The sequence below is a fragment of the Mariniflexile fucanivorans genome (assembly GCF_004341235.1).
GTDB lineage: Bacteria > Bacteroidota > Bacteroidia > Flavobacteriales > Flavobacteriaceae > Mariniflexile > Mariniflexile fucanivorans.
The window spans coordinates 211,896-236,137 of sequence record NZ_SLUP01000006.1; the positions used below are offsets into that span (position 1 = coordinate 211,896).

Genomic DNA, 24,242 nt, shown 5'->3' on the forward strand with positions numbered 1-24,242 from the left:
TATAGTTTTATAGCTTTAGAAGTTAAATTTAAGCCATAAGAATTTGCTTTAGTAAAAACTAAAGTATCTGAAAATCCATCTGTTTTTTTTGATTGTTCCCCTCTTATGTACATAAAACAAAATTCTTTTTAATTATTAGCTTAATTATAATTGGTATTAAATGTTTTTTATATTTTTTCTATTTAATAGAATAAAGTTGAGAGTTTAAAATATAATATTATCATTTATACAATTAAATTCAATATGCTACTAATCAATTCAATTTTGTATTAACGGTGTAAATTTAGCAATTGTTTTTAAGCAAAAAGCTAAGAATTAAGTTATTTCGCTAAAAGAGTAATTAAAATCGGTTAAATACCATGTAAAATTTATTTCATAGTAAAACTTTGCATATTATCGATTTAGATATCATTTTATATGCTAAAAAAATCATATTATCAATAATGCTCTATTCATTTTGTTAATTCATTAGTCTGATTCATATGCATTTGAATTTCATCGGATAAATCATGACATTAGCATAATAGTTAATATATGTTAAAAAAAAATCACAATATTTGCTAAGCTATTAATCATACTAAATCCAAAAATGACGGATCATCAATTAAAAATATTAAACAATAAAAGTATTCTTGTTACTGGAGGAGCAGGTTTTATTGGTTCCAATCTTTGCGAAACTTTATTAAGGAACAACATAAAAGTGGTTTGCTTAGATAATTTTTCCACAGGAAAAATAGATAACATAGAACCTTTTCTTAAAAACAGCCTATTTACACTTATTAAAGGAGACATAAGAAATCTGGAAGATTGTAAAAAAGCATGTAACCATATAGATTATGTGTTGCATCAAGCGGCTTTAGGGTCGGTACCGCGATCTATAAACGACCCGATTACTACCAACGATGTGAATGTGTCTGGGTTTTTAAATATGTTGGTGGCTGCTAGAGATGCTGGCGTTAAACGATTTGTTTATGCCGCAAGTTCTTCAACTTATGGCGATCATGAAGCTTTACCTAAGGTAGAACACATTATAGGAAAACCACTTTCACCTTATGCCATCACAAAATATGTGAATGAGTTATATGCTGAAATTTTTCATGCTACTTATAATTTTGATACGATAGGCCTTCGGTATTTCAATGTTTTTGGAAAAAGACAAGATCCAGATGGTGCTTATGCTGCTGTTATACCTAAATTTGTGCAACAGTTTATTAGTCATGAATCGCCAATTATCAATGGGGATGGGAGTTACTCTAGAGACTTCACTTATATTGACAATGTGGTGCAAATGAATATGAATGCTCTAACTACAACGAATAAAGAAGCATTAAATACTGTATATAATGTGGCGTATGGAGAAAGAACTACTTTATTGGAACTTGCTACCTTATTAAAAGAGTATTTATCAGAGTTTGATAACGCAATTGCTGATATTGACATAAAACATCGAGACAACAGAATTGGAGATATTCCTCATTCATTGGCCTCTATAGACAAAGCAAAACAATTATTAAATTATAATCCTAAATATAATATCAATGCTGGTTTAAAAGAAGCCGTTAAGTGGTACTGGGAACATTTAAAATAAGACGAGGTTATGAGATTGCAAAGTTTAAAACAACCATCATTCCAAATCACAATTCGTTAATCTTAAATCAAAAAATCGAAAATCAAAAATGAAAGATATTAAAATAGCAATTATAGGTTTAGGCTATGTGGGTTTACCCCTTGCCAGACTTTTTGCAACAAAATATAATGTTGTAGGGTTTGACATTAACCAAAAAAGAATAAACGAATTACAATCTGGTAAAGATGTAACCCTAGAGGTTGAAGAAGCTGTTTTACAATCTGTTTTAAAAACTAATTTGAGTGATGATATCGGATTGTTTTGTTCTTCAAACCTAGAAGCTATTAAAGATTGTAATTATTATATTGTTACGGTCCCTACGCCTATTGATAAAAACAACAGACCAGATTTAACACCATTATACAAGTCCAGTGAAACCGTTGCCAAGGTTTTAAAAAAAGGGGATATCGTTATTTATGAATCTACCGTTTATCCAGGCGTTACTGAAGATGAATGCGTACCTGTACTTGAAAAAATAAGTGGATTAAAATTTAATCAAGATTTTTATGCCGGGTATTCCCCAGAGCGTATCAATCCAGGGGATAAATTACATACTGTTGATAAAATATTAAAAGTAACAGCAGGTTCCACACCAGAAATTGGTACAAAAGTAAACGATTTATATGCTAGTGTTATTACGGCGGGCACGCACCTCGCTCCTACTATTAAAGTAGCAGAAGCAGCAAAAGTGATTGAAAATTCACAACGCGATATCAATATTGCCTTTGTAAACGAATTGGCGAAAATTTTTAATTTAATGAATATTGATACCCATGCCGTTTTAGAAGCGGCTGGTACCAAATGGAATTTCCTACCCTTTAAACCCGGTTTAGTGGGCGGACATTGTATTGGTGTCGATCCGTATTATTTGGCTCAAAAAGCCCAAGAAGTGGGTTATCATCCTGAGATTATTCTTGCAGGTCGTCGTGTAAACGATAGTATGGGGCAATATGTAGCATCTGAAATTATTAAATTAATGGTACAGAATGACATACGCATTAAAGGTGCTAAAATTCTAAATTTGGGCATCACCTTTAAGGAAAACTGCCCCGATGTACGAAATACCAAAGCGGTGGATGTTATCAAGCAATTAAAAAGTTATGGTACCGATGTTACTATTTACGATCCTTGGGCAAACCCCGAAGAGGTAAAACACGAGTACGGCTTAATAACCACCAATCGTCACCCTAAGCCTGTGGAAGGAAAATTTGATGCCATAGTATTAACCGTAGCACATAACGAATTTTTAAATATTGATCTTAAAGCGTTATTAAAACCAAATGGGATTTTGTATGATGTAAAAGGGATTTTAAAAATTTATGTGGATGGTAGATTGTAACTTACAAAACAACTTAATTAAATTAATGTGAGCCAGCTAAAAAAAGGAGCGTTACTAAATTATACCACTATTTTCTTAACAAATGTAGTAGGGCTTTTTATAACACCATTTATATTAAATCATGTTGGTAATTCCGAATATGGTATTTACATCACAATTGGAGCTTTAGTAGGAACCATATCTGTCCTAGATTTAGGTCTCAATAACACTATTGTTCGTTTTGTCGCCAAATACAGAGCGGAAAATGACCGAAAGGGAGAAGAAAATTTTTTAGCGACCACCATGCTGATTTATACAGTTATATCGGCCATGGTTTTCATTTTTGGTTTCATTTTTTATGGATATATAGACTCCTATTTTACCAAAATGAATGCAGAAGAGATACAAATTGCAAAAACCATATTTATTCTCTTAATATTCAATATTGCCATAGGCTTACCAGGTGGCAGTTTTACAGGTATTTGCTATGGATATGAAGTGTTTGTATTTCCTAAGTCGGTAAATCTAATAAGATATATTCTAAGAACCATAACAGTTATCGGGGTTCTAACCTTAGGAGGAAAAGCGATAGCATTAGTAGTCATAGATACGGTTTACAATGCTGTTTTTTTATGTATAGAAATTTATTATGTTTTTTATAAGCTTAAAGTACGATTTAAATTGCATGAGTTTGAAATAAAGTATATAAAACAAATTTTTGGCTACTCACTATGGATATTTGTATTTGGCTTAGTAGCCATGTTTCAATGGAAAGCAGGGCATTGGGTACTGGGTAGAATTGCAACCCCCGAGGTATTGACCATATATGGGCTTGGAATTACTTTAGGGACCTATTATGGTGCTTTTTCAACAGCCATTTCAAGTTTATTTTTACCTAGAGCCACACAAATGACAGTAAATAATGCATCAGCAGAGGAATTGACCGATGTAATGATAAAAATTGGACGACTTTCCTTTATTGTACTAATGTATATTTTTATTGCATTTTTATTATATGGTAATGAATTTGTGTTTTTATGGGTAGGTAGTGAATTAGGTGTACAAGGCACTCATGAAATATGGCTCATTGCTTTAATAATTATGATAGCATACACCGTACCTTTAATACAATCATTTGCTAATTTAATTTTAGAAGCAAAAAACAAACTTGCTTTTAAAGCTAAAATATATTTGTCTTTTATGATTATTGGAGCTTTTACAGGAGGTGTTTTGGCTAAAAAATATAATGCAATAGGGATGATAAGTGGGACTGTTTTTGGCTGGATGCTTGTACAAAACATCATGAACTATTACTACTATAAAAAAATTAATTTGAATATACTAAGATTTTTTAAAGAAATCTTTCATAAAACTGGTTTTGCGTTATTAATTATAGCAGTAATTGGCTTTATTATCAACTTCGTGCCAGGATATAATTGGATGAGTTTTGTTGTTAAAGGCTTTGTTTATACAGTAACTTACATTGGAATATTATATGTATTAGGGATGCGTGATTCAGAAAAACAACTACTTGACCCTATATTCATAAAATTAAAAAAATATAATAAATGATTAATGAATTTATTTTAACAATATGAAATTAAATACTCTAAATAAGAAAAAAGTATTATTTGTTATTGATTCTTTGGGGTCTGGTGGTGCCGAAAAAGATTTGGCTACGATACTAAATCATTTAAACAATAAAAAATATAATATTGACTTATTAACTTTTAAAAAAGGAGGGCTATACGAAGAACTTATTCCTAAAAGCATAAATAGGTTGAAAGTTCCTGATTATTATAGATTCTTATCAGGAGATAAACATGATGTAGACAATAGGGTGAAAATGAAATTTTATATTATCAGAGCCTATAGTGCAATATTTTCTAGGTTTTATATTTTTTTAGCTTCAATATTCAAATCAATGAAATTACATCCAGCCCAACTTAGCTGGTTTTTTAACAAATCTAACTTTACGAGTTTACACAAACATTATGATGTAGCAGTAGCTTTTACTCAAGGCTTACCAACGTATTTTGTTACCAAAAAAGTAAGTGCAAATAGCAAATATACTTGGATTAATACTGATTATAAAAAGGCTGGGTACAATCCAAAATTCGACGCAAAATTCTATGAGATATTCGATAAAATTGTGAATATTTCACCTAAAGGTGAAGAAATATTCTTAGAAGCACATCCCAGTCAAAAATACAAAGCATTAATTGTTTATAATATAATTTCTGGAGGTATTATAAAGAAAATGTCTGAATCAATTAACAGTGGATTCTCTGATACATTTGATGGAACTCGCATTTTAACTATTGGAAGAATTGTACACCCAAAAGGCTATGACTTAGCTATTAAGGCATGTGCCATTTTGAAAAATAAGAAAATAAATTTAAAATGGTATGCTATAGGAGAAGGTCCTTTAAAATCTGATTTAGAGGTGCTTATCAAAGAAGAAGACGTTCAGGATGAATTTTTGTTTATTGGAACCTATTCAAACCCTTATCCTTTTATTAAAGAATGTGATATTTATTGTCAACCATCTCGATTTGAAGGTTTTGGAATAGCATTGGCTGAAGCAAGAATATTAAATAAACCCATAGTTGCTACCAATTTTAATGTAGTCTATGATCAATTAACAAATTATAAAAATGGTATTATAACAGAAATGAATCCTCTTTCATTGGCAGAAGGTATAGAAAAATACATTGCAAATGAAGTTTTAAAAAAGAATATCATAAAACAACTTACAACTGAATCCGCTAGTAATGAAAGTGAAATTGCTGTGATTGAAGGAATTTTAGATTTAGAGAAATAGAAAGTTAACCACCTATGAAAATAAAAACTATTACATGTCACGAAGTTTATAATTATGGTGCAAGCTTGCAAGAATATGCCTTACTAATATATTTGAAAACTTTAGGACATGAAGCTGAAACAATACATTATAAACCTCCTTATTTGAGCAAACATTTCAAACTAAACGATATAAACAATGAATTTTTTAGCAAAAATATTATATTTAAATTAATATACATTATATTAAAATTACCTAAAAGATTAATTAATTTAAAAAGAAAAAAAAAGTTTGATGAATTTTCATTGAATCACATAAAAAGTACTAAAACACTTTATAAATCAAACGAAAATTTAAAATCAAATATTCCTAGTGCAGATGCCTATATATGTGGTAGCGACCAAATTTGGAATTCGTTTTTTGAAAATGGTAAAGACCCTGCTTTTTATTTAGATTTTGTACCAGATAATAAACTTAAAATATCTTATGCCGCAAGTTTTGCGATAGACGAATTGGAGCAAAATATAAAAGCATTTGTCAAAGAAAAAGTATCCCGTTTGAACCATATATCTGTAAGGGAATCATCAGGAAAAAAAATACTGAATGAGTTAGGAATTACAAGTGTGACTCAGGTTCTAGATCCCGTTTTTTTATTAGAATCTGAAACTTGGAGTGAATTAATCAATGTGGATAAAGAATCGGAAAAATATGTTTTTATTTATGATTTTGATTCTAACCCCCTTATAAAAATAATGGCTAAAAAGTGCAAAACGGAATATGGCTGGAAGATTATCACAGTAAATGAACTTATCAACTATGCAGACAGGAATTACTTTTTAGAAGGACCTATAAAATTTTTATCTTTAGTTAAAAATGCAGAATTCGTAATTTCAAATTCCTTTCATGCTGTGGCATTTTCTATAATATTTAAAAAAGAATTTGTGGTATTTAATAGACACGATAAAATAAATACTCGTATGCGCGATTTATTAGCATCCATTGGGCAGAACCAACTCCTCATACAAAACGAAGACATGGTTAAAAATCATAAATTCAATAATATAGATTTTAAATATGTTCAAAAATGTTTAGATTCTTTAATTGAAACCTCTACACAATTCTTAAAAAATGCACTAAAAACTCATGGCTAAATTACTGTACATAACCAATCAAATATGTGGCTCAGGCGGTTTAGAACGTGTCTTGTCTATAAAGGCATCTTATTTAGCCGAAAAGCTAAATTACGAGGTGCATATTGTCACCCTTAACCAAGGGACTAAATCCCTTTTTTATCAGTTTAGTAATAAATTAATATACCACGACATCACAACAAAAGGGGTTAAACTTAATTACTTTTTAACGTATAAGAAGGGCATCAAAAAAGTGATTAAAAAGATTAAACCCGATGTTATTTCAGTATGCGACGATGGCCTTAAAGGTCTATTTTTACCTTGGTTTCTAAACAAACCCTGCCCCATGGTTTATGAGCGCCATGTGTCAAAAAATATTGAAATTAAAACAGACAAAATATCATGGCTCCAAAAAATAAAATTAAAAGGCATTTTTACCCTTATGGATTTTGGTGCTAAAAAATATAATAAGTTCATCGTGTTAACTAAGGGCAATTTAAACGAGTGGCCTTTAAGCAATGTACAGGTCATATCCAATCCTTTATCCTTCTATCCTACCGAGTTTTCAAATGTTGAAAACAAAAAAGTCATTGCAGTAGGCAAGCATTGTCACCAAAAAGGATTCGACCGCTTGTTACAAAGTTGGAAATTGGTTACCGACAAATTTCCGAATTGGAAACTTGAAATTTACGGCACTATTGAAAAAAGTGAAGGCCTATTGGCATTGGCAAGTAAATTGGGAATCGGTGATAAGGTGACTTTTTTTTTACCTGAAAAAAATATTGGCGAAAAATACAAGAGAGCTTCCATATATACCATGGCTTCTCGCTATGAAGGTTTCGGTATGGTGCTTACCGAAGCTATGGCGTTTGGTGTGCCCTGTGTCTCGTTTAATTGCCCTTATGGACCTTCCGATATCATTGCCGATGGCGAGGACGGATTTTTGGTGCCCAATGGCGACATCCCTAGGTTTACTGAAAAAATTTGCGAACTGATAGAAAATCAAGAATTAAGAAGAAACATGGGTAAAAAAGCAAGACTAAACGTAAAACGGTACCAACCAGAACACATTGTTCCGCAATGGGATAAACTATTCAAACAATTACTGGTAGATAGCCCCTCTTGAAAAGTATAAGGCCGTAATTTTTTTAATAGAAGAATGGGAAACACATTGTTAAACAGAGGCTTATCAGTTAATTCGTGTAATTTGCGGTTAAAGTTATAAAAACTAAAATAAAAGATAATGACATTGCAAGGTTTTAACGTTCAACCCAATACCAAACCCATATGAAAATCGTTTTCATTATAGACCAAGTGTATCTTCATGGTGGCATTGAACGTGTTCTATCCATCAAGGCAAATTTTTTAGCGTCCCAACAGGAAAATACGGTTCAAATCATCACCACCGAGCAGCAAAATAAAAAACCATGCTATAACTTTCATCCAAACATCCAATTTACCGATTTAAACATCAATTATCACAGAACACAATCCTATTTTCATCCTAAAAACTTATTAAAAATACCAAATCACATACTTAAAGTTAAAACAACTTTAAAAAAAATGAATCCCGATGTAGTAGTAGTTTGTAGCCATAGTGTGGATACTTATTTCATAGCGTTTGTTTTAAGGCATATTCCTAAAGTCAAGGAATTTCACTACTCAAAATTTATCGAAATTGATAAACGACAAAATGCTTCAAGTATGTTTAAAAGGCTATTTTTTAAATTTGCCGATTTTGTTGAAACGAAATACAATAAACTGGTGGTTTTAAATCCTGATGAAGCTTTGTACTATAAATCCAAAAATACCATAACCATTCCCAACCCATTAACGTTTTATCCAGAAACTGTTTCTAAATTAGATAGCAACGTGGTTATTTCAGCAGGTAGAATTGCACCTGTAAAGCGTTATGATTTGTTAATAGATATTTGGGAAATCGTTCACAAAAAAAACAATACGTTGCAATTGCATATTTATGGTGAAGGTGAAGCTAGCTATGTGGCAGGGTTGCAGAAAAAAATTGAGGATAAAAAACTAACGGAAACGGTGATTTTAAAAGGGGCAACAAACCACATACAGAATAAAATGCTTCATTCGTCGCTTTTTGTAATGAGTTCTGATAATGAATGCTTTCCTTTGGTGTTATTAGAGGCACAAGCATGTGGCTTGCCCATCATTGCTTTTGATTGTCCACATGGACCCAAAAACATAGTTGATAAAGGTACTGGCCTTTTAATTAACATGCAAGAGGTTGAAACTTTTGCCGAAGCAATTTTAAAAACCTTGTCGAACACGCACGAGCGCAAACTATGGGGTACCAATGCACGATTAAACGCTACTAAGTATCGCATAGAGCCCGTAATGGAAATTTGGACAAACATGTTTAAAGCACTTAAAACCTGTAAATAATGAAATCATTCTTATACGTCATATACCAAGTGCTGCTCCTGCCCCACATCATACTGTACAAGCGCAGTAAAAATAGGGCATTAATAGACCAAGATTTGGAACGTTGGGCAGAAGCGAAAAAAATAAACAAATCCAAAACCGGATTGTTATTGTATTTCTTAACACATGCCACTGATTTTAGAACTATATTTTATTTTAGGTTAAACAATCTTTATAAACACATATTAAATTTTTATTGTAGAAAAGAGAACCGTTTTACTATAGATATCACAACAAAAATTAAGGGAGGTATTTTAACGGGCCATCCTTATTGTACTATTTTGAATGCCGATAGCATTGGTGAAAATTTTTATGTAAACCATTTGGTGACCATAGGTGAAATAAACGGTAAAAGACCCACCATAGGCAATAACGTAAACATATACACAGGAGCCATTATTATTGGTGGCATTACCATTGGAAACCATTGCAGCATAGGGGCTGGTGCGGTGGTAACCAAAAGCATTCCAGATAATTGTGTGGTGGTTGGCAATCCTGCAAAAATTATAAAAAAAGATGGAAAACGCATTGAAAATTAAAATTGTATCTTAATATGTTTGATTTTATTTCTCCAAAAGACTATTCGGATGTTTATATGAATTTGTGCTTGGGTATTGTTCTATTAACCATATTCCATTCCTATGTATTAAATTTATACGATTCTAAAAATGTTTCCTTTATAAACGTAACAGGTTATTTATTGCTCGTATTTCTAATATTATATATTGGCACACGTTCCATCGATGGCGTGTTTGGAGATACAGTAAATTACAACAAGTCCTTTGAGAAATACACGCTGGGAGGCGCTATTAATGATAACGAAGCCGATTATGGGTGGCATGTATTTATGAAATTTATGGCGCAATTCATGAACATTCAATGGTTTTTTACAATTTGTGCATTTATTTATATTTATCCATTATATAAAATTTCAAAAAATCTTTTTAATCAGTATTGGTACTATGCCTTTTTAATGTTTGTGGTATCCTTTTCTTTTTTTACCTATGGTGTTAACGGGGTTCGAAATGGGGCGGCACTTTCCATTTTTCTGTGGGGATTGTGTTATCGCAAGAATAAAATAATCATGTCCATGTTTTTCTTTATAGCAATACTTTTTCATAAAACGGCCTTATTACCCATTTTGGCCTATGTAGCCACCTTTTTTTATAATAATCCTAAAGTGTATTTCAAAGCGTGGTTAGTATCCATCCCTTTAAGTCTATTATTAGGAAGCATATTTATCACGTTATTTACAAGTTTAGGGTTTGGTGATGACAGATTGAATGCCTATTTAACAACATCTGATGCAGAGGCATTTGCAAGTACGGGTTTTAGATGGGATTTTCTGTTTCATAGTGCTTTTGTCGTATTTGCCGGTTGGTATTTTATTTACAAAAAAAAGTTTAAAGATACATTTTACTATCAGTTGCTAAATACCTATTTGATATGCAATGGCTTTTGGATTTTGGTTATAAAAGCTAATTATTCCAATCGGTTTGCCTATTTATCATGGTTTATGATGGCTTTGGTAATTGTTTATCCATTTTTAAAGCAAACATTTTTTAAATATCAGTATATTATACTTGGAAACGTCATATTAATGTATTTTGGCTTCACTTATTTTATGAATTATATTTATTATGCTTACATAAGATAAAATTAAATCAAACTATGAAAACAATTACCGTTTTTACGCCTACCTACAATAGAGCTTTTTGTTTAGGTAATTTATATGAAAGTTTAGTAAGACAAACATCACAAGATTTTAAATGGTTAATTATTGACGATGGCTCTTCAGACAATACTAATAACTTAGTAAATACTTGGATAGTGGAAAATAAAATCGATATCCAATACCAGTATCAAGAAAACCAAGGTATGCATGGGGGACATAATACGGCTTATAGTTTAATTAATACTGAACTTAATGTATGTATCGATTCGGATGATTTTTTGCCAAATAATGCTGTTGAGTTAATTTTAGACTTTTGGAATGAAAATGGAAGTAACAAATATGCTGGTATTGTTGGACTAGATGGAAATAAAGGTGGAGAAATAATTGGTACTCCATTTCCAACTAATATTAAAGAATCTTCCCTTATTGATTTATACGAAAAACATAAAGTAACTGGAGATAAAAAATTAGTTTTAAGAACAGAAATTGTAAAAAAATATCCTATATATCCACTTTTTAAAGGCGAACGCTTTGTGCCTCTAGGATATAAATATTTACTAATAGACCAGGATTATACCTTATTGACCCTAAATGAAATTTTATGTATAGTTGAATATCTACCCGATGGATCTAGCCTAAATATTCTAAAACAGTATAAAAAAAACCCTAAAGGTTTTGCTTTTTCTAGACTGGCAGAGATGCAATATGGACCAACATTTTTATTCAGATTTAAAAAAGCTATCCATTATGTGTGTAGTAGTATAATGGCTAAGAATAGTAACTTCATTAAAGAATCTCCTAAAAAAATTTTAACTGTAACAGCAATACCATTTGGACTATTACTTTATACATATATATATATTAAAACTTATGAATAAAGAAAGTAAAAATATTAAACCCATACGCATACTACAGGTTTTAACCATTATGAATAGAGGTGGTGCTGAAACCATGATAATGAACTATTACCGTGCCATGGATAGAACAAAAGTTCAATTTGATTTTTTGTTACATAGACCCGATCAAGGAGCTTTCGATAAAGAAATTTTATCACTTGGCGGTAAAATATATAGAATGCCAGCTATTAGTCCAAAAAACTATTTTTTGTACAAAAAACAATTAAACCTTTTTTTTAACACACATAAGGAATACAAAATCATACACTCACATCTTAATGCTTTAAGTAGTATTATTTTGAAAATTGCTAAGAAAAATGATGTCCCAATAAGAATCGCTCATAGCCATCTTGCTGTTGAACCTTTTATTATCAAGAAACTACTAAAGAAAAATACCGATATTGTAGCAACCATAAAAGACACATTACAATCTCTAGTAAAATACAGAGTAAATAAAAATGCTACTCACTATTTTGCTTGTGGATTAAAGGCAGGAGAATGGCTGTTTGGAAAAGAGAATTTAAAAAAGGTTACGGTAATAAATAATGCTATAAATGCTTCTTTGTTCACTTATTCATCTTCAAAAACTGAAGAATCTAAATCGTTTTTACAACTAGATGGTAAAAAAGTGATAGGTCATGTTGGACGATTTAATGAACAAAAAAATCATTTTTTTTTAATCAAAATTTTTAAGGAAATATATGAATTGGATAAAAACTGTCATTTAGTTCTCATTGGAGATGGAAATTTAATGCCTTTAATTGAAAAAGAAGCTAAAAAATTAAATATTAACAAAAATGTTCACTTTTTAGGTTTACAAGAAAATATTCCGTTTTTAATTCAATCGTTTGACTTATTTTTATTTCCTTCATTATATGAAGGTCTTCCCGTTACACTTATAGAAGCTCAAGCGTCTGGAATACCAATAGTAACATCAAACACGGTTACCAAAGAAGCTAAAATTACAAACCTCATTACTTTTCTCGATCTTAACAATTCTGAAAAGAAATGGGCTGATGCTGTTTTACAAAATTTAAAAAACAGTAAAACAGATACCTACAAAAGTATTGTTAAAAATAATTACGATATTTTTGAAAACGCAAAAAAACTACAAACTTTTTATTTAAATAACTACTAAATATGTGTGGAATTAACGGTTTTATAACTTCCAAACAAGAACCTGAAAAACAATTAATTAGCAATATTTCTCTTATGAATGATTTAATCATTCATAGAGGTCCTGATGATGATGGTGTATTTACTTATAGTGACACCAATGGTTCTGTAGCTTTAGGCATGCGTAGACTTTCTATTATAGATTTAAGCTCAGGAAAGCAGCCCATATATTCAGATGACAAAAAAATTGTTATAATATTTAATGGTGAAATTTACAACTATAAAATATTAAGAAAAGAGTTAGTTCACCTAGGGGTGACTTTTAAAACACACAGTGATACAGAAGTCATTTTGAAATTATATGAAAACCAAGGTACGACATCTTTCAAAAAATTAGACGGCATGTTTGCCTTTAGCATTTTCGATAAAAATTTGAATAAAGTCTTTATTGCCAGAGATTTTTTTGGAGAAAAACCTTTATATTATACAACCAAAAATGACATATTTATTTGGGGATCAGAGTTAAAATCTATTTTAAAACTCAATATAACAGTTCCGGAAATCGATAAGATGGGATTAAACTTGTTTTTTAAACTAACGTACATTCCTGCACCTTTCACCATTTATAAAAATATTCATAAATTAAAACCAAATCATTTTATAACCTATGATTGCACGACGCATACACATACAATCAATCTAATTGAAGAAGAAAAGCCTTTTGAAACAAAAAATATTTCTTATGAAAGCGCTAAGAAAAGTGTAAAACAATTGGTACAAGAAAGTGTTGAAAGCCGTTCTGTTTCCGATGTTCCCATTGGAACATTTTTATCGGGCGGAGTAGATTCTTCAATAGTATCATTATGCTTAGCACAAATGAATGCTTCTAAAATAAATACCTTCTCCATCGGTTTTGAAAAAAAATCGTTTGATGAGTCTGACAAAGCTAGAACAGTTGCCAAATTGATAAATAGTGAGCATCACGAATTCATTGTTAGTGAAAAAAATTTGGAAGAAAATATTTATGAAATCTTAAATAATTTTGATGAACCTTTTGCCGACTCTTCTTCATTACCTACCTATTTAGTAGCTAATAAAACGAGCCAACATGTAAAAGTAGCATTAACAGGCGACGGTGGCGATGAAGTATTTGGAGGCTATAATAAATATTATATGGGGGCTATCAACCAAAAATACACAAAGATAGTTCCACAGGAAATACACAAAGTATTATCGCAATCACTAAATACTTTATTAAACACAAAAGATGATAACCGAGGGAAACGTTTTAGAGCAAAGCGTTTAATAAATGCCATTGATTATTCTGGAAATCATTATTGGGATATTATTTCTTTGGGCTTTGCAGCAAATTCTCTATCTGAATATCTATTACCAGAGTTTTATATTGAGAATCCATTTGATTATTATAAAAATGTTACTGGCATCAATTCGCCTAAAAATTTATTGGAATACAGAGCCATTGATAAAGTAATGAGTTTAGAGGGGGACATGCTTGTTAAGGTTGATAGAACTAGTATGCTATCGTCCTTAGAATGTCGTGCGCCTTTTTTAAATAAAAAAATATGGGACTATACAAATCAATTACCTCAAGAGTATTTAATAAAAGCTTGGGATAAAAAACATATTTTAAAAGCTGCTTTTAAAGATAAATTTCCTAAAGATTTCTTAGATAAATCAAAAGCAGGATTTGGAGTACCTGTAGGAGACTGGTTAAGAAATACCCTTAAACAGGATCTTTTAAGTTATAGTTCTAAAGAGTTAATAAATAAACAACATCTTTTTAATTATGAATCCATTAAGAGTTTAATAACAGATCATTTAAATGGTAACGACCACACGTTTAAAGTGTGGTCGTTTTATTGTTTTCAAAAATGGTACATGAAAAATTTAAATTAAAAAGAACTTTTTTATTTTTCAATACATTCCTGATTCTCAAAAGAAACTGACGAAAGCTGTATATTTGTAGCTACTTTAATACAATTTATTTTTAATGGGGTTTGAGAAGGATAGGTCGTAATTTTATTCGATTGAAATTTAGTGTTTGGAGCATCAGCATAAAATAAAACACCATTTTGTCCAATTGCAGCCTCTATCTCATTATTTGAAAAAATCATGTTACGTCCACCTGTTATTTGAATTTCTCCAGTTTTATTGCCCTCAAAAGTTATAGTGTTAGTTCCAATTAAGGCTGGTGGTGCACCTCTTTCTGTTCCACTTTTTGTCCCTTTGAATATATTATTTTTAATTATAAAGTTTGATGAAACTGTTTCACTCCATTCATTATATAGAGTCATCACAAAAGGTGCGCCTGATAACATATCAATAACATTATTTTCTATCAAAACATTTTTCATGGTGTTAATTGTAGATATAGCTCTGTTTTTTGCCTTAATACTATTATCTTTAAATATTGTATTGGAAACCCCCATTGTTATTTCAGTTGCTCCTGCTCCAAAAGATGCTCCAACTACTCCTTCAAAATAATTATCTCTAATAGTAGTTCCATTACCAGAAACAGTAATAGCAGTACCTTCTGTTACAACAGTATTATTATAAATTTCGTTACCATAAACCGTATCTGTCCTTCCAAAATTTTCCGCTGCTCCAGCACCAATTCCTCCCTGAACAATATTGTTATTGCGAATTATAACTCCGTTTGCTGTATAAAAACTTACACCTGTGTTTATCATTTCATTATTTTCAATAATAATAGGACCATCTCCATGAGAAATTTGGAATCCTCCTGCTCTAGGATTAGCATCTTTGTCGGTGACCATCTGTTTATTATTTTTAATATAAATATTACTCACTCTTTCATATTCAATAAGTGTTCCTGTTGAGCTAAAAGCCCTAACAGGCTCAAAATTTAAATTTGAAGATGGTGCAATTCCCTTTGAGTTTGTCATATCAATGCCTCCATCGGCAAGTTCATTGTTTTCAATAAATATTTGTTCCCCAGAAGTTATTACAAGGTTTGTTCTTCTAGCTCTTAAAAATTTGTTGTTTTTAATAATTATGTTACTTGATTTAATATGTCTTGAATCATAATAATGATAAATGCCTGATATATTTAAACCATCCCCCGTAGCATCTTGAAAAACAACACCATCAATAACAATATTTTGACCACCCTTAATTCTCATAGTATCTACCCATTCATGTGTCTTGCCAGTTGAGCCATCAGAATCAGTGTAATTAGAATTATAATTATGTTTTTCCCTATCTCCATGTAAAACCCCTCCTTTAACAGTAACGTTTTTAGCATCATAAATACACAATAGCGCCGCTCTAAAATGTCCGTTTGGCTGCATTCGTATATGAGTGTTATTTGACATTGATAAATTAAAATCTGAAGGTAGGTTAATAGCATATGTTTCAGGTCCAGTTATAGCTCCCAATGGACCGTCTACTTTAAAATAAGCGTCCATAGTATCAATTTTAAATTGGGTGATTCCTAGTGATTTTACACTAAAAAATATTTTTTCTAAAATGTTAGTGTTGCTTAAAGCTATTTGATCAGAAACAATCCCCTCAACAATCCCCCAACGTTTTGGATCGAAAGTAAATGTAGGATCTTTTACTTGAGGGTTTGAACCCGTCATAGTCAAACTAGAGTTCATCAATTCTCCTGAAATGGTAGTATTGCTTGAAAAATCAAGTGTCCCATTAATGATATCACCACCTTCATAAATAAGGGTCACATTAGCGGGTAAATTAATAGTTTGCCCTCCTAAATCCATAACACAATTAATGATAACGGTGCTATTGGCTTGTACATTGTCTAATTTAAAATCGCAAGGTGTGGTGTTAAGTTCAGTCCCGTTTGTTCCTGAAACATCTTCCGGTGTAGATTCATCAGCTATAACTTCAGAAAGGAGTTCTTCAGATAATTCTTCATTATTGCACGACAAAAACGTCAGCGTTAAAAAGAGTGCTAAATACATAGGTCTAATAATCATTTTCATAAGTTCTCGATTTGGGAAAAATTCATTATTTGTTTTCAAAATTAAAATTTGTTTTACAATTATCGTTTAAGTGATTGGTTTTTTCGACTAAACATCATCTGTTTTTCAAAATAAAATCGTTAAAATGTAGTTTTGTATCGATAAATTGTTTTTTAATGTTAATGAACTCTATTTACGAGTGAAAGCAAGATTTAGATCTTTTAAGTCATAAATTTATTTTTTCGGTGCAAAAATATTATAAAAAATAACATATAAAGGTATATGTTAATAACTTATAATAACTTACTAGCAAGCTAATTACAAACAAAAAGTGTATAAAAAAATTAGAAATAATTTTCTAAAAAATAAAAAAAATTTAATACAATCATGATGTCGTTCGAGAAGTCTTACCATTAATCATATGAAAGATATCATCAAATGGAAAATCCATATAACCACAAAACTTTTTTATAGTAATAGGCCTAGGGGAAGTAACAACATAGGCTTGCTTAATAATTCGTACTAAATTACTAGAATGAGAAATACTCTTTCCTAAAATAATGGAAATGTCTTTGGGGTAAATACAATATTGATACATAAATAATTTAAGTTTAAGTGTCGCTTAAACACGGTTTACTTTTTTGTTTTTTAGCTTTTCATAATTATTGATATATTTAATTAGTTATCGTGTTTCATAAAATTCTAAACAGTACTTATAATCCAACAAATAAACTTTAATATACTTTATAACAATTAAATTGCTTTAACAAAACTAAGTCAGAATTAAGAAAAACGGTCGTTTGGGTACATAGTTTTTTTAGAAATGGGCATGTCGTTAGGCAACTCGCCTTAATAAAAAGCTACACTAAGAACATATTGGCTTATAATTTAATCTTTAAAATCTTCTATGTCCCCACCTGCCTCCACATAAAAACATGATAGAGATCTAAATTCAAACTATTGAAATGGAAGGCAGTTAAAACATATTTATCACAACTTAATACCTAGCTCCTTGCACGCAACGCCATAGATGCGTCATAGATGATGTATGCTGGTGTTAAAAATGCAAAAACACCAAAACATACAGATATTACAGATATTACAATAATGTCAAAAAAAACCAAAAAACATACAAACCCATAACTTTTTTCATTGAAGCCAATAATAGCATGAAACCTTCAACTTTTTAAAGATTACTAAAACACCATAAAATAAACATATTAACACAAGAAAAAACAAACCCGATATACCTTTACAGTGTAAATCAGTACACCCATTTAAAAGGAGCTCATTTTAAAGAAAAAAGTCTGGATCCAAAACAATATTTCTAATCGAGTCGAACAAACAAGGCTCATAAAAATTTATTAAAATGGCAAAATTAAAAAGCCTCATAAAAATTGAAGGAACCTTAGATGGTATGACCTTCTACAAAGGTAAAAATGGTTATTTAGTACGCACCAAAGGCGGCGTATCTAAAAGCAGAATTGAAAACGATCCTGCCTATGCACGCACACGTGAAAATGGTAGTGAGTTTGGTCACATAGCGAAAAGCGGTAAGCTATTACGGCAAGCACTAACATCGCTATTGGTAGATGTTAAAGATGGCAACATAACGCCTCGTTTGATGAAGCTGTTAGCTCAAATTAAAAATTATGATACGACATCGTTAAGAGGAAATCGCCAAGTATCTGTAGGGTTAAGCACCACGGAAGGCAAAATGGTGCTAAAGAGATTTGATTTTAACAGCAATGCAAAATTATCCTCCGTAGTATTATCCGAATACCAGTTAAATACCACTACGGGCGAAATAAGCATAGCCAATTTAATACCTTTGCAACAATTAAGCTTACCAGGAGGTGCCACACACTTTGGGATAACCGCCGCCGTGTTAAACTTGAATTTTGAAACAGGAGAAAAAGAATTAACCATAAGTTCAGAACTCAACACTCCCATAAACAATACGGCAGTCCCCATACACGTTGCTTCTTCAACAGTAGCAACTGGAAGCGGCAATACTCTGTTTTTGTTTAAAATGAGTTTCTATCAAGAAATTAATGGCATACAATACGCCTTAAATAACGGTGCCTACAATGTGCTTAATATTTTAGATATTTTATAGTGCCCCATCTCACACAAAAAAAAAACAAACACTAAAAATAGCTTGGAACTAAAACCTCCAAGCTATTTTTTATTCAAAAAAATAACCAACACCCAAAACCCAAAACCTATCACCCAACACCCATAAACCCCTTAATCCCAAAAATCGTACACTAAACAGACATTATAACCAACAATGGAATTCTTTTATATATTTGTTAAGCTATTTTGGAAAATGGCAAAACATTATGAAAAAAATAATTCGTATTACAACCATACCAGCATCACTGCGTGGGTTACTTAATGGTCAATTAAGTTTCATGTCCAATTACTTCGAAATGATAGGCATTTCCTCAAGTTTAGGTGGGTTGTTATACGAAGTAGGCAAAGAAGAAGGCGTTAGGACCATAACCGTTGAAATGACAAGAAAAATAACACCAGTAAGAGATTTACTGGGTGTTTACAAATTATATAAAATTTTCAAAAAAGAAAAACCAGATATAGTACATACCCACACCCCAAAAGCGGGTACGCTAGGTATGGTTGCTGCAAAATTAGCTGGGGTCCCTAACAGATTACACACCATTGCCGGCTTACCACTTTTAGAAGCTACAGGGATTAAAAGGATGGTTTTAAATGCTGTTGAAAAGTTGACCTACAGATGCGCTACAAAAATATATCCAAATTCATTTGGCTTATACCATATTATACTTGAGCAAAAGTTTACTAACAAAAACAAATTAAAAGTCTTAGGAAATGGAAGCTCTAATGGTATTGATACAACATATTTTGATACCATACACTTTGATGAAAACTATAAAAATAATCTTAGAAAAAATCTGAATATCACAAATGAAGACTTTGTTTTTGCGTTTGTTGGCAGACTAGTAAAAGATAAGGGCATTAATGAGTTAATAAATGCTTTTAATAAATTAGATAAAAAATTCAAGCACATTAAATTATTATTAATTGGGCAATACGAAAATCATTTAGACCCTTTGTTACCTGAAACTATGGAGGTTATTAAGTCAAATCCGAATATCATATTCACGGGGTGGGTAGATGATGTAAGACCGTATTTAGCCATCTCAAACGTATTAACCTTCCCTAGTTATCGTGAAGGATTTCCTAATGTAGTTATGCAAGCAAGTGCCATGAAACTACCATGCATAGTAACCAACATTAATGGCTGTAATGAAATAATATCCCAACCAGAAAATGGTTATATTATACCGGTAAAAGACACTCAAGCATTATACATCGCTATGGAACAGGTGTATGCTTTAACTAAAAAATCGCATAATAAAATGGGAGAAACATCGCGAAAAATGATTGTTTCTAAATTTGAACAACAATTTGTATGGAATGCGTTGTTGGAAGAATATCAATCACTATTAAATCAGAAAAAAAATAATACTAATTAAAAATTAAAACCCAAATGTTTGTGTTGTATTTTTAACAAAATCCGATAAACTAATGTACACACTTTTTTTTAAACGTCTCATCGATTTTTGTTTGTCGCTGCTAGGTTTTTTAATTTTATCACCCATTTTTTTAATGGTAATGATATGGCTTTTTTTCAGCAATAATGGCAAACCCTTTTTTTTACAACAACGCCCTGGTAAAGACGAAAAGATTTTTTCTATTATAAAGTTTAAATCAATGAATGATAAAAAAGATAAAGATGGTATGTTATTGCCTTATGAAAACCGAATTACTAAAGTAGGGGCTTTTATTAGAAAATACTCCTTAGATGAAATCCCGCAACTTATCAATGTATTGAAAGGAGACATGAGTCTTGTTGGACCAAGACCATTATTGATTGAATACCTCCCATTATATAATGAAGAACAAAAAAAACGTCATCATGTAAAACCAGGCATCACGGGGTGGGCTCAAGTAAATGGTAGAAACACCATATCGTGGAAAAAAAAATTTGAATTAGATACTTGGTATGTTAACCATATGTCTTTTTTTCTTGATATAAAAATTATACTATTAACAGTAAAACGAGTTGTTAAAAAAGAAGGTGTTAATAACTCTGAGAATTTGAATATGCCTATGTTCACAGGTAATAACTAACATCTATTATGATTGCAACTAATAAAACAAATATTGTAATAATCGGTGCTTCTGGTCACGCTAAAGTCATAATAGATATAATTGAAAGATTAAATACTTGTCATATTGTGGGCTTAATTGATTCTTTTAAGCCTAAGGGAACCAAAATGTTTAATTATACAATAATAGGAAAAGAATCCGATTTATTAACTTTAACAAAGGAATACGACTTCAATTTAGGCATTATTGCCATTGGTGACAATTGGATACGCAAAACACTGCACAATAGAATACATACTATTTGCCCAGAGTTTGATTTTATAAGCGTTATTCACCCCAACGCCGTCATCGGTAAAAATGTTAAAATAGGAAAAGGCTCTACCATTATGGCGGGAGCTATTGTTAACAGTGATGCTAAAATTGGGAAATTTTGTATCGTTAACACAAAGGCTTCTTTAGGGCACGATAGTAGCATAAATGATTATACGAGTTTAGCGCCAAACACCACCATTGGAGGAAATGTTAAAATTGGAACTTGCTCTGCAATATGTTTAAGTGCTAGTGTAATACAAGATCTTACTATAGGAAAACACACCATTGTAGGGGCTGCAGCTTTAGTAATTAAAAATGTTGGAGATTTTAAAATGGTATATGGTATACCTGCAAAAGTTGTAAAAACAATTAGCAAGGGTGAAAAATATCTGTATCAAGCTTCCGATTTTGTAAAAGATAAATTTTCTAATCAAAAACAAGGTAATTTTAAGATTATAACAGAAAAAGAAGAATGGGACGATACCTTGTCACAAATTGGAAACTATGATTTTTATCATACCTATGATTACCATTTTCTATCTAAAACAAATACAGAAAAACCAATACTTTTATATTACACATTTGAAAATAAAATGATTGCGCTACCTCTCTTGCTTCGAGATATTGCTGAAACTGGTTTTAATGATGCTACTTCTGTTTATGGATATGCAGGTCCTATATCTAAAAATATTGACTATAATTTTAAGAATGAAAGGTTTGTACAAGCGATTAAAAAGTATTTAAAAAGTATGAATGTTATAGCTGTTTTCTCGCGGTTAAACCCTTACATTCCCTATCAGCAAACAATTTTAAAAAACTTAGGAAATATTGTTTCGCAAGGTAAAATAGTAAACATTGATTTAAATTTAGATTTAGAAGCGCAAAGAGCTATTTATAGTAGTAGGCTTAAAACACATGTAAACAAAGCCAGAAGGTTATGTTACATAAGAAAAGCCTCCTCTAAAGAAGATTTAGAAGCCTATATTAGTATATATCATGAGAACATGGATAGAGTGCATGCCAAAAAATCATACTATTTTAATAAAGCTTACTTTAAGCAAATTGCTAACAGTGATAATTTTAAAACAGATATTCTGTTGGCCATTGATAACGAAACAAATGAGATTATGGCGGGAAGTATGTTTATTTCTACAAATTCAATTGTTCAATATCATTTATCGGGTTCTAAAAAGAAATTTTTACACGCAACGCCAACTAAATTACTTATTGACGAGATGCGTATTATAGCAACACATAAAGGTTATAAATTTTTTAATTTAGGAGGTGGTTTAGGAGGAAGAGATGATGATTCTTTATTTGATTTTAAATCATCCTTTTCAAAAGATTTCAAAGAATTTGATTTATGGAAATTTATAGTAAATGAAAAAGTATATAACGATTTGATTTTAAAGAAAGGAATGGATACAGAATCTGATTTTTTTCCACTATATAGATCTTTAGACGATTTAAATGTTAACATGTGATTCATAACAACCCCTTTATATCAATTACATTTTCAAAAGTTTGGGAAACACATTTTACCTCCCCAAAACAATTGAAAACCTTTAATTTTATAAAGGAGCTTAAGTTTTTTAAGCATCCGCTTCTACCCTTTTATACCAATGTTGGTAGAAATTTAACAAAAGGCGTTTCATATAGTTTAAACCAACACCAAACAGCAAACGATTATAAAAATAAAGCCTTCCTAATTTACGATGTGCCTCAATATTTTGATATTCAAACAAATACCCCATCAAAACACCTAAGAGTAAAAAAAATAAAGCAATATCCTGGATTTTTAATCAATCAAAAAAACTATATCGATTTTAATGATTATCTGAAAAAAACATTTAGCAAAAGTAGTGTCCAAAAGTTTAATCGGTATAAAAGGCGTTTGGAAAACTGTTTTAATATCAAAGAAAAGATGTGGATTGGTAACATAGAAAAGGCTGAATATGATGGCTTGTTTAACCATTTCAAGGTACTTTTAACGAAACGTTTTGAGGACAAACAAATTACAAACAACAATTTAAACCCAGAAGAATGGGCGTTTTATAAGGAAGTGGCTTTCCCCATGATTCTTGAAAAAAAAGCAGCACTACACGTACTTTATAATAATGAAACGCCTATAAGCATAAGACTTTTGTATTTTTCTGATACTATTATTTTTGATGCCATCACCGTTTTTGATATCGATTATTCAAAATTCCATATAGGTAAAGTATCAATTATGAAAATGCTGGAATGGAGTTTTAAAAGTGATTACACCATATTCGATTTTTCAAAAGGATATTTTGATTACAAAGAAAGTTGGAGTGATTTAAAATATGACTTTGAATACCATGTATATTATGATGCAAAGTCGTTAAAATCAATAATCACAGCGAATTTTATAAGCTCCTTTTTCAAGTTAAAACAATACCTAAGAGATAAAGAAACCAATAAAAAACTGCACCAAATCACGTTTCTTCTAAAAAAAGAAAAATCAAATACATCGGAAATAGACTTAGCTATTATAGACGAAAAAACAATAAGCTATACAGAAAACATGTTAATTAAAATTAATGGTGAAGATGTTAACTACGCATTCTTAAAAAAACACGCCTATGATTTTCTGTTTTTAACAAGCGAGCATGTGGATGATTTAAAACTATTCAAAATTAACGGTATAAATACCAATACCCATTACTTAATTAAAGGTAAAAACAACCAAGTTGTACTGTCTAGTATCAATTCTTAATCCTAAATTTCTTCAGGTAATACAACTTGTGTTAAGTTAAGCGCAGTTGAA

The 24,242-nt window shown here is 30.9% G+C and carries 18 protein-coding genes; 17 read left to right on the plus strand and 1 reads right to left on the minus strand.

Annotated elements, in window-relative coordinates; genetic code table 11:
* Nucleotides 1-589: 589 nt before the first annotated feature.
* The 12 genes from EV196_RS13390 to asnB all read left to right on the plus strand — a co-directional run bounded on the left by EV196_RS13390 (nt 590) and on the right by asnB (nt 14,933).
* Nucleotides 590-1,588: an SDR family oxidoreductase gene (locus EV196_RS13390; RefSeq protein WP_132218280.1), complete on the plus strand. Its 999-nt coding sequence runs from the start codon at nt 590-592 to the stop codon at nt 1,586-1,588.
* Nucleotides 1,589-1,676: 88 nt separating this feature from the next.
* Complete coding sequence (locus EV196_RS13395; RefSeq protein WP_132218281.1) at nt 1,677-2,966, plus strand: nucleotide sugar dehydrogenase; 1,290 nt, start codon at nt 1,677-1,679, stop codon at nt 2,964-2,966.
* Nucleotides 2,967-2,993: 27 nt separating this feature from the next.
* Entirely contained in the window at nt 2,994-4,517 is a 1,524-nt protein-coding gene (locus EV196_RS13400) for a lipopolysaccharide biosynthesis protein (protein WP_165876171.1), read from the plus strand.
* Nucleotides 4,518-4,539: 22 nt separating this feature from the next.
* Complete coding sequence (locus tag EV196_RS13405; RefSeq protein WP_132218283.1) at nt 4,540-5,769, plus strand: glycosyltransferase; 1,230 nt, start codon at nt 4,540-4,542, stop codon at nt 5,767-5,769.
* Between the two features lie 14 nt (nt 5,770-5,783).
* Entirely contained in the window at nt 5,784-6,899 is a 1,116-nt protein-coding gene (locus EV196_RS13410) for a polysaccharide pyruvyl transferase family protein (RefSeq protein WP_132218284.1), read from the plus strand.
* Nucleotides 6,892-8,004, plus strand: coding sequence for a glycosyltransferase family 4 protein (locus EV196_RS13415; RefSeq protein ID WP_132218285.1), 1,113 nt, complete (start codon nt 6,892-6,894; stop codon nt 8,002-8,004). Before EV196_RS13410 ends, EV196_RS13415 begins: the two co-directional genes overlap by 8 nt.
* Nucleotides 8,005-8,165: 161 nt before the next feature.
* Entirely contained in the window at nt 8,166-9,290 is a 1,125-nt protein-coding gene (locus EV196_RS13420; RefSeq protein ID WP_132218286.1) for a glycosyltransferase, read from the plus strand.
* Nucleotides 9,290-9,868, plus strand: coding sequence for an LbetaH domain-containing protein (locus tag EV196_RS13425; RefSeq protein WP_132218287.1), 579 nt, complete (start codon nt 9,290-9,292; stop codon nt 9,866-9,868). Before EV196_RS13420 ends, EV196_RS13425 begins: the two co-directional genes overlap by 1 nt.
* Nucleotides 9,869-9,882: 14 nt before the next feature.
* Nucleotides 9,883-10,986 carry an EpsG family protein gene (locus EV196_RS13430; RefSeq protein ID WP_132218288.1) on the plus strand — a complete coding sequence of 368 codons (1,104 nt, stop codon included), beginning with the start codon at nt 9,883-9,885 and terminating at the stop codon, nt 10,984-10,986.
* A 14-nt stretch (nt 10,987-11,000) separates the two neighbouring features.
* Nucleotides 11,001-11,882 (plus strand): glycosyltransferase family 2 protein, encoded by an 882-nt coding sequence (locus EV196_RS13435; protein ID WP_132218289.1) that lies wholly within the window; start codon nt 11,001-11,003, stop codon nt 11,880-11,882.
* Nucleotides 11,875-13,038, plus strand: coding sequence for a glycosyltransferase family 1 protein (locus tag EV196_RS13440; RefSeq protein ID WP_132218290.1), 1,164 nt, complete (start codon nt 11,875-11,877; stop codon nt 13,036-13,038). The genes EV196_RS13435 and EV196_RS13440 overlap by 8 nt, the downstream gene beginning before the upstream one ends.
* A gap of 2 nt (nt 13,039-13,040) precedes the next feature.
* Nucleotides 13,041-14,933, plus strand: coding sequence for an asparagine synthase (glutamine-hydrolyzing) (gene asnB / locus EV196_RS13445; RefSeq protein WP_132218291.1), 1,893 nt, complete (start codon nt 13,041-13,043; stop codon nt 14,931-14,933).
* Between the two features lie 11 nt (nt 14,934-14,944).
* Here the strand turns inward: asnB and EV196_RS13450 are convergent, their stop codons facing one another.
* Nucleotides 14,945-17,002, minus strand: coding sequence for a right-handed parallel beta-helix repeat-containing protein (locus tag EV196_RS13450; RefSeq protein ID WP_132218292.1), 2,058 nt, complete (start codon nt 17,000-17,002; stop codon nt 14,945-14,947).
* Nucleotides 17,003-18,350: 1,348 nt separating this feature from the next.
* On the opposite strand from EV196_RS13450, the gene EV196_RS13455 reads away from it, so the two are divergent.
* The 5 genes from EV196_RS13455 (at nt 18,351) to EV196_RS13475 (ending at nt 24,191) form a co-directional block, all read left to right on the plus strand.
* Nucleotides 18,351-19,100, plus strand: coding sequence for a hypothetical protein (locus EV196_RS13455; protein WP_132218293.1), 750 nt, complete (start codon nt 18,351-18,353; stop codon nt 19,098-19,100).
* Nucleotides 19,101-19,326: 226 nt separating this feature from the next.
* Nucleotides 19,327-20,502, plus strand: a complete 1,176-nt coding sequence (locus EV196_RS13460) for a glycosyltransferase family 4 protein (RefSeq protein WP_132218294.1) — start codon at nt 19,327-19,329, stop codon at nt 20,500-20,502.
* Between the two features lie 52 nt (nt 20,503-20,554).
* Entirely contained in the window at nt 20,555-21,160 is a 606-nt protein-coding gene (locus EV196_RS13465) for a sugar transferase (protein ID WP_132218295.1), read from the plus strand.
* 8 nt (nt 21,161-21,168) lie between these two features.
* Nucleotides 21,169-22,935, plus strand: coding sequence for a NeuD/PglB/VioB family sugar acetyltransferase (locus tag EV196_RS13470; RefSeq protein ID WP_243652241.1), 1,767 nt, complete (start codon nt 21,169-21,171; stop codon nt 22,933-22,935).
* Nucleotides 22,932-24,191, plus strand: coding sequence for a GNAT family N-acetyltransferase (locus EV196_RS13475; protein ID WP_132218296.1), 1,260 nt, complete (start codon nt 22,932-22,934; stop codon nt 24,189-24,191). Before EV196_RS13470 ends, EV196_RS13475 begins: the two co-directional genes overlap by 4 nt.
* The last annotated feature ends 51 nt before the right edge of the window (nt 24,192-24,242 follow it).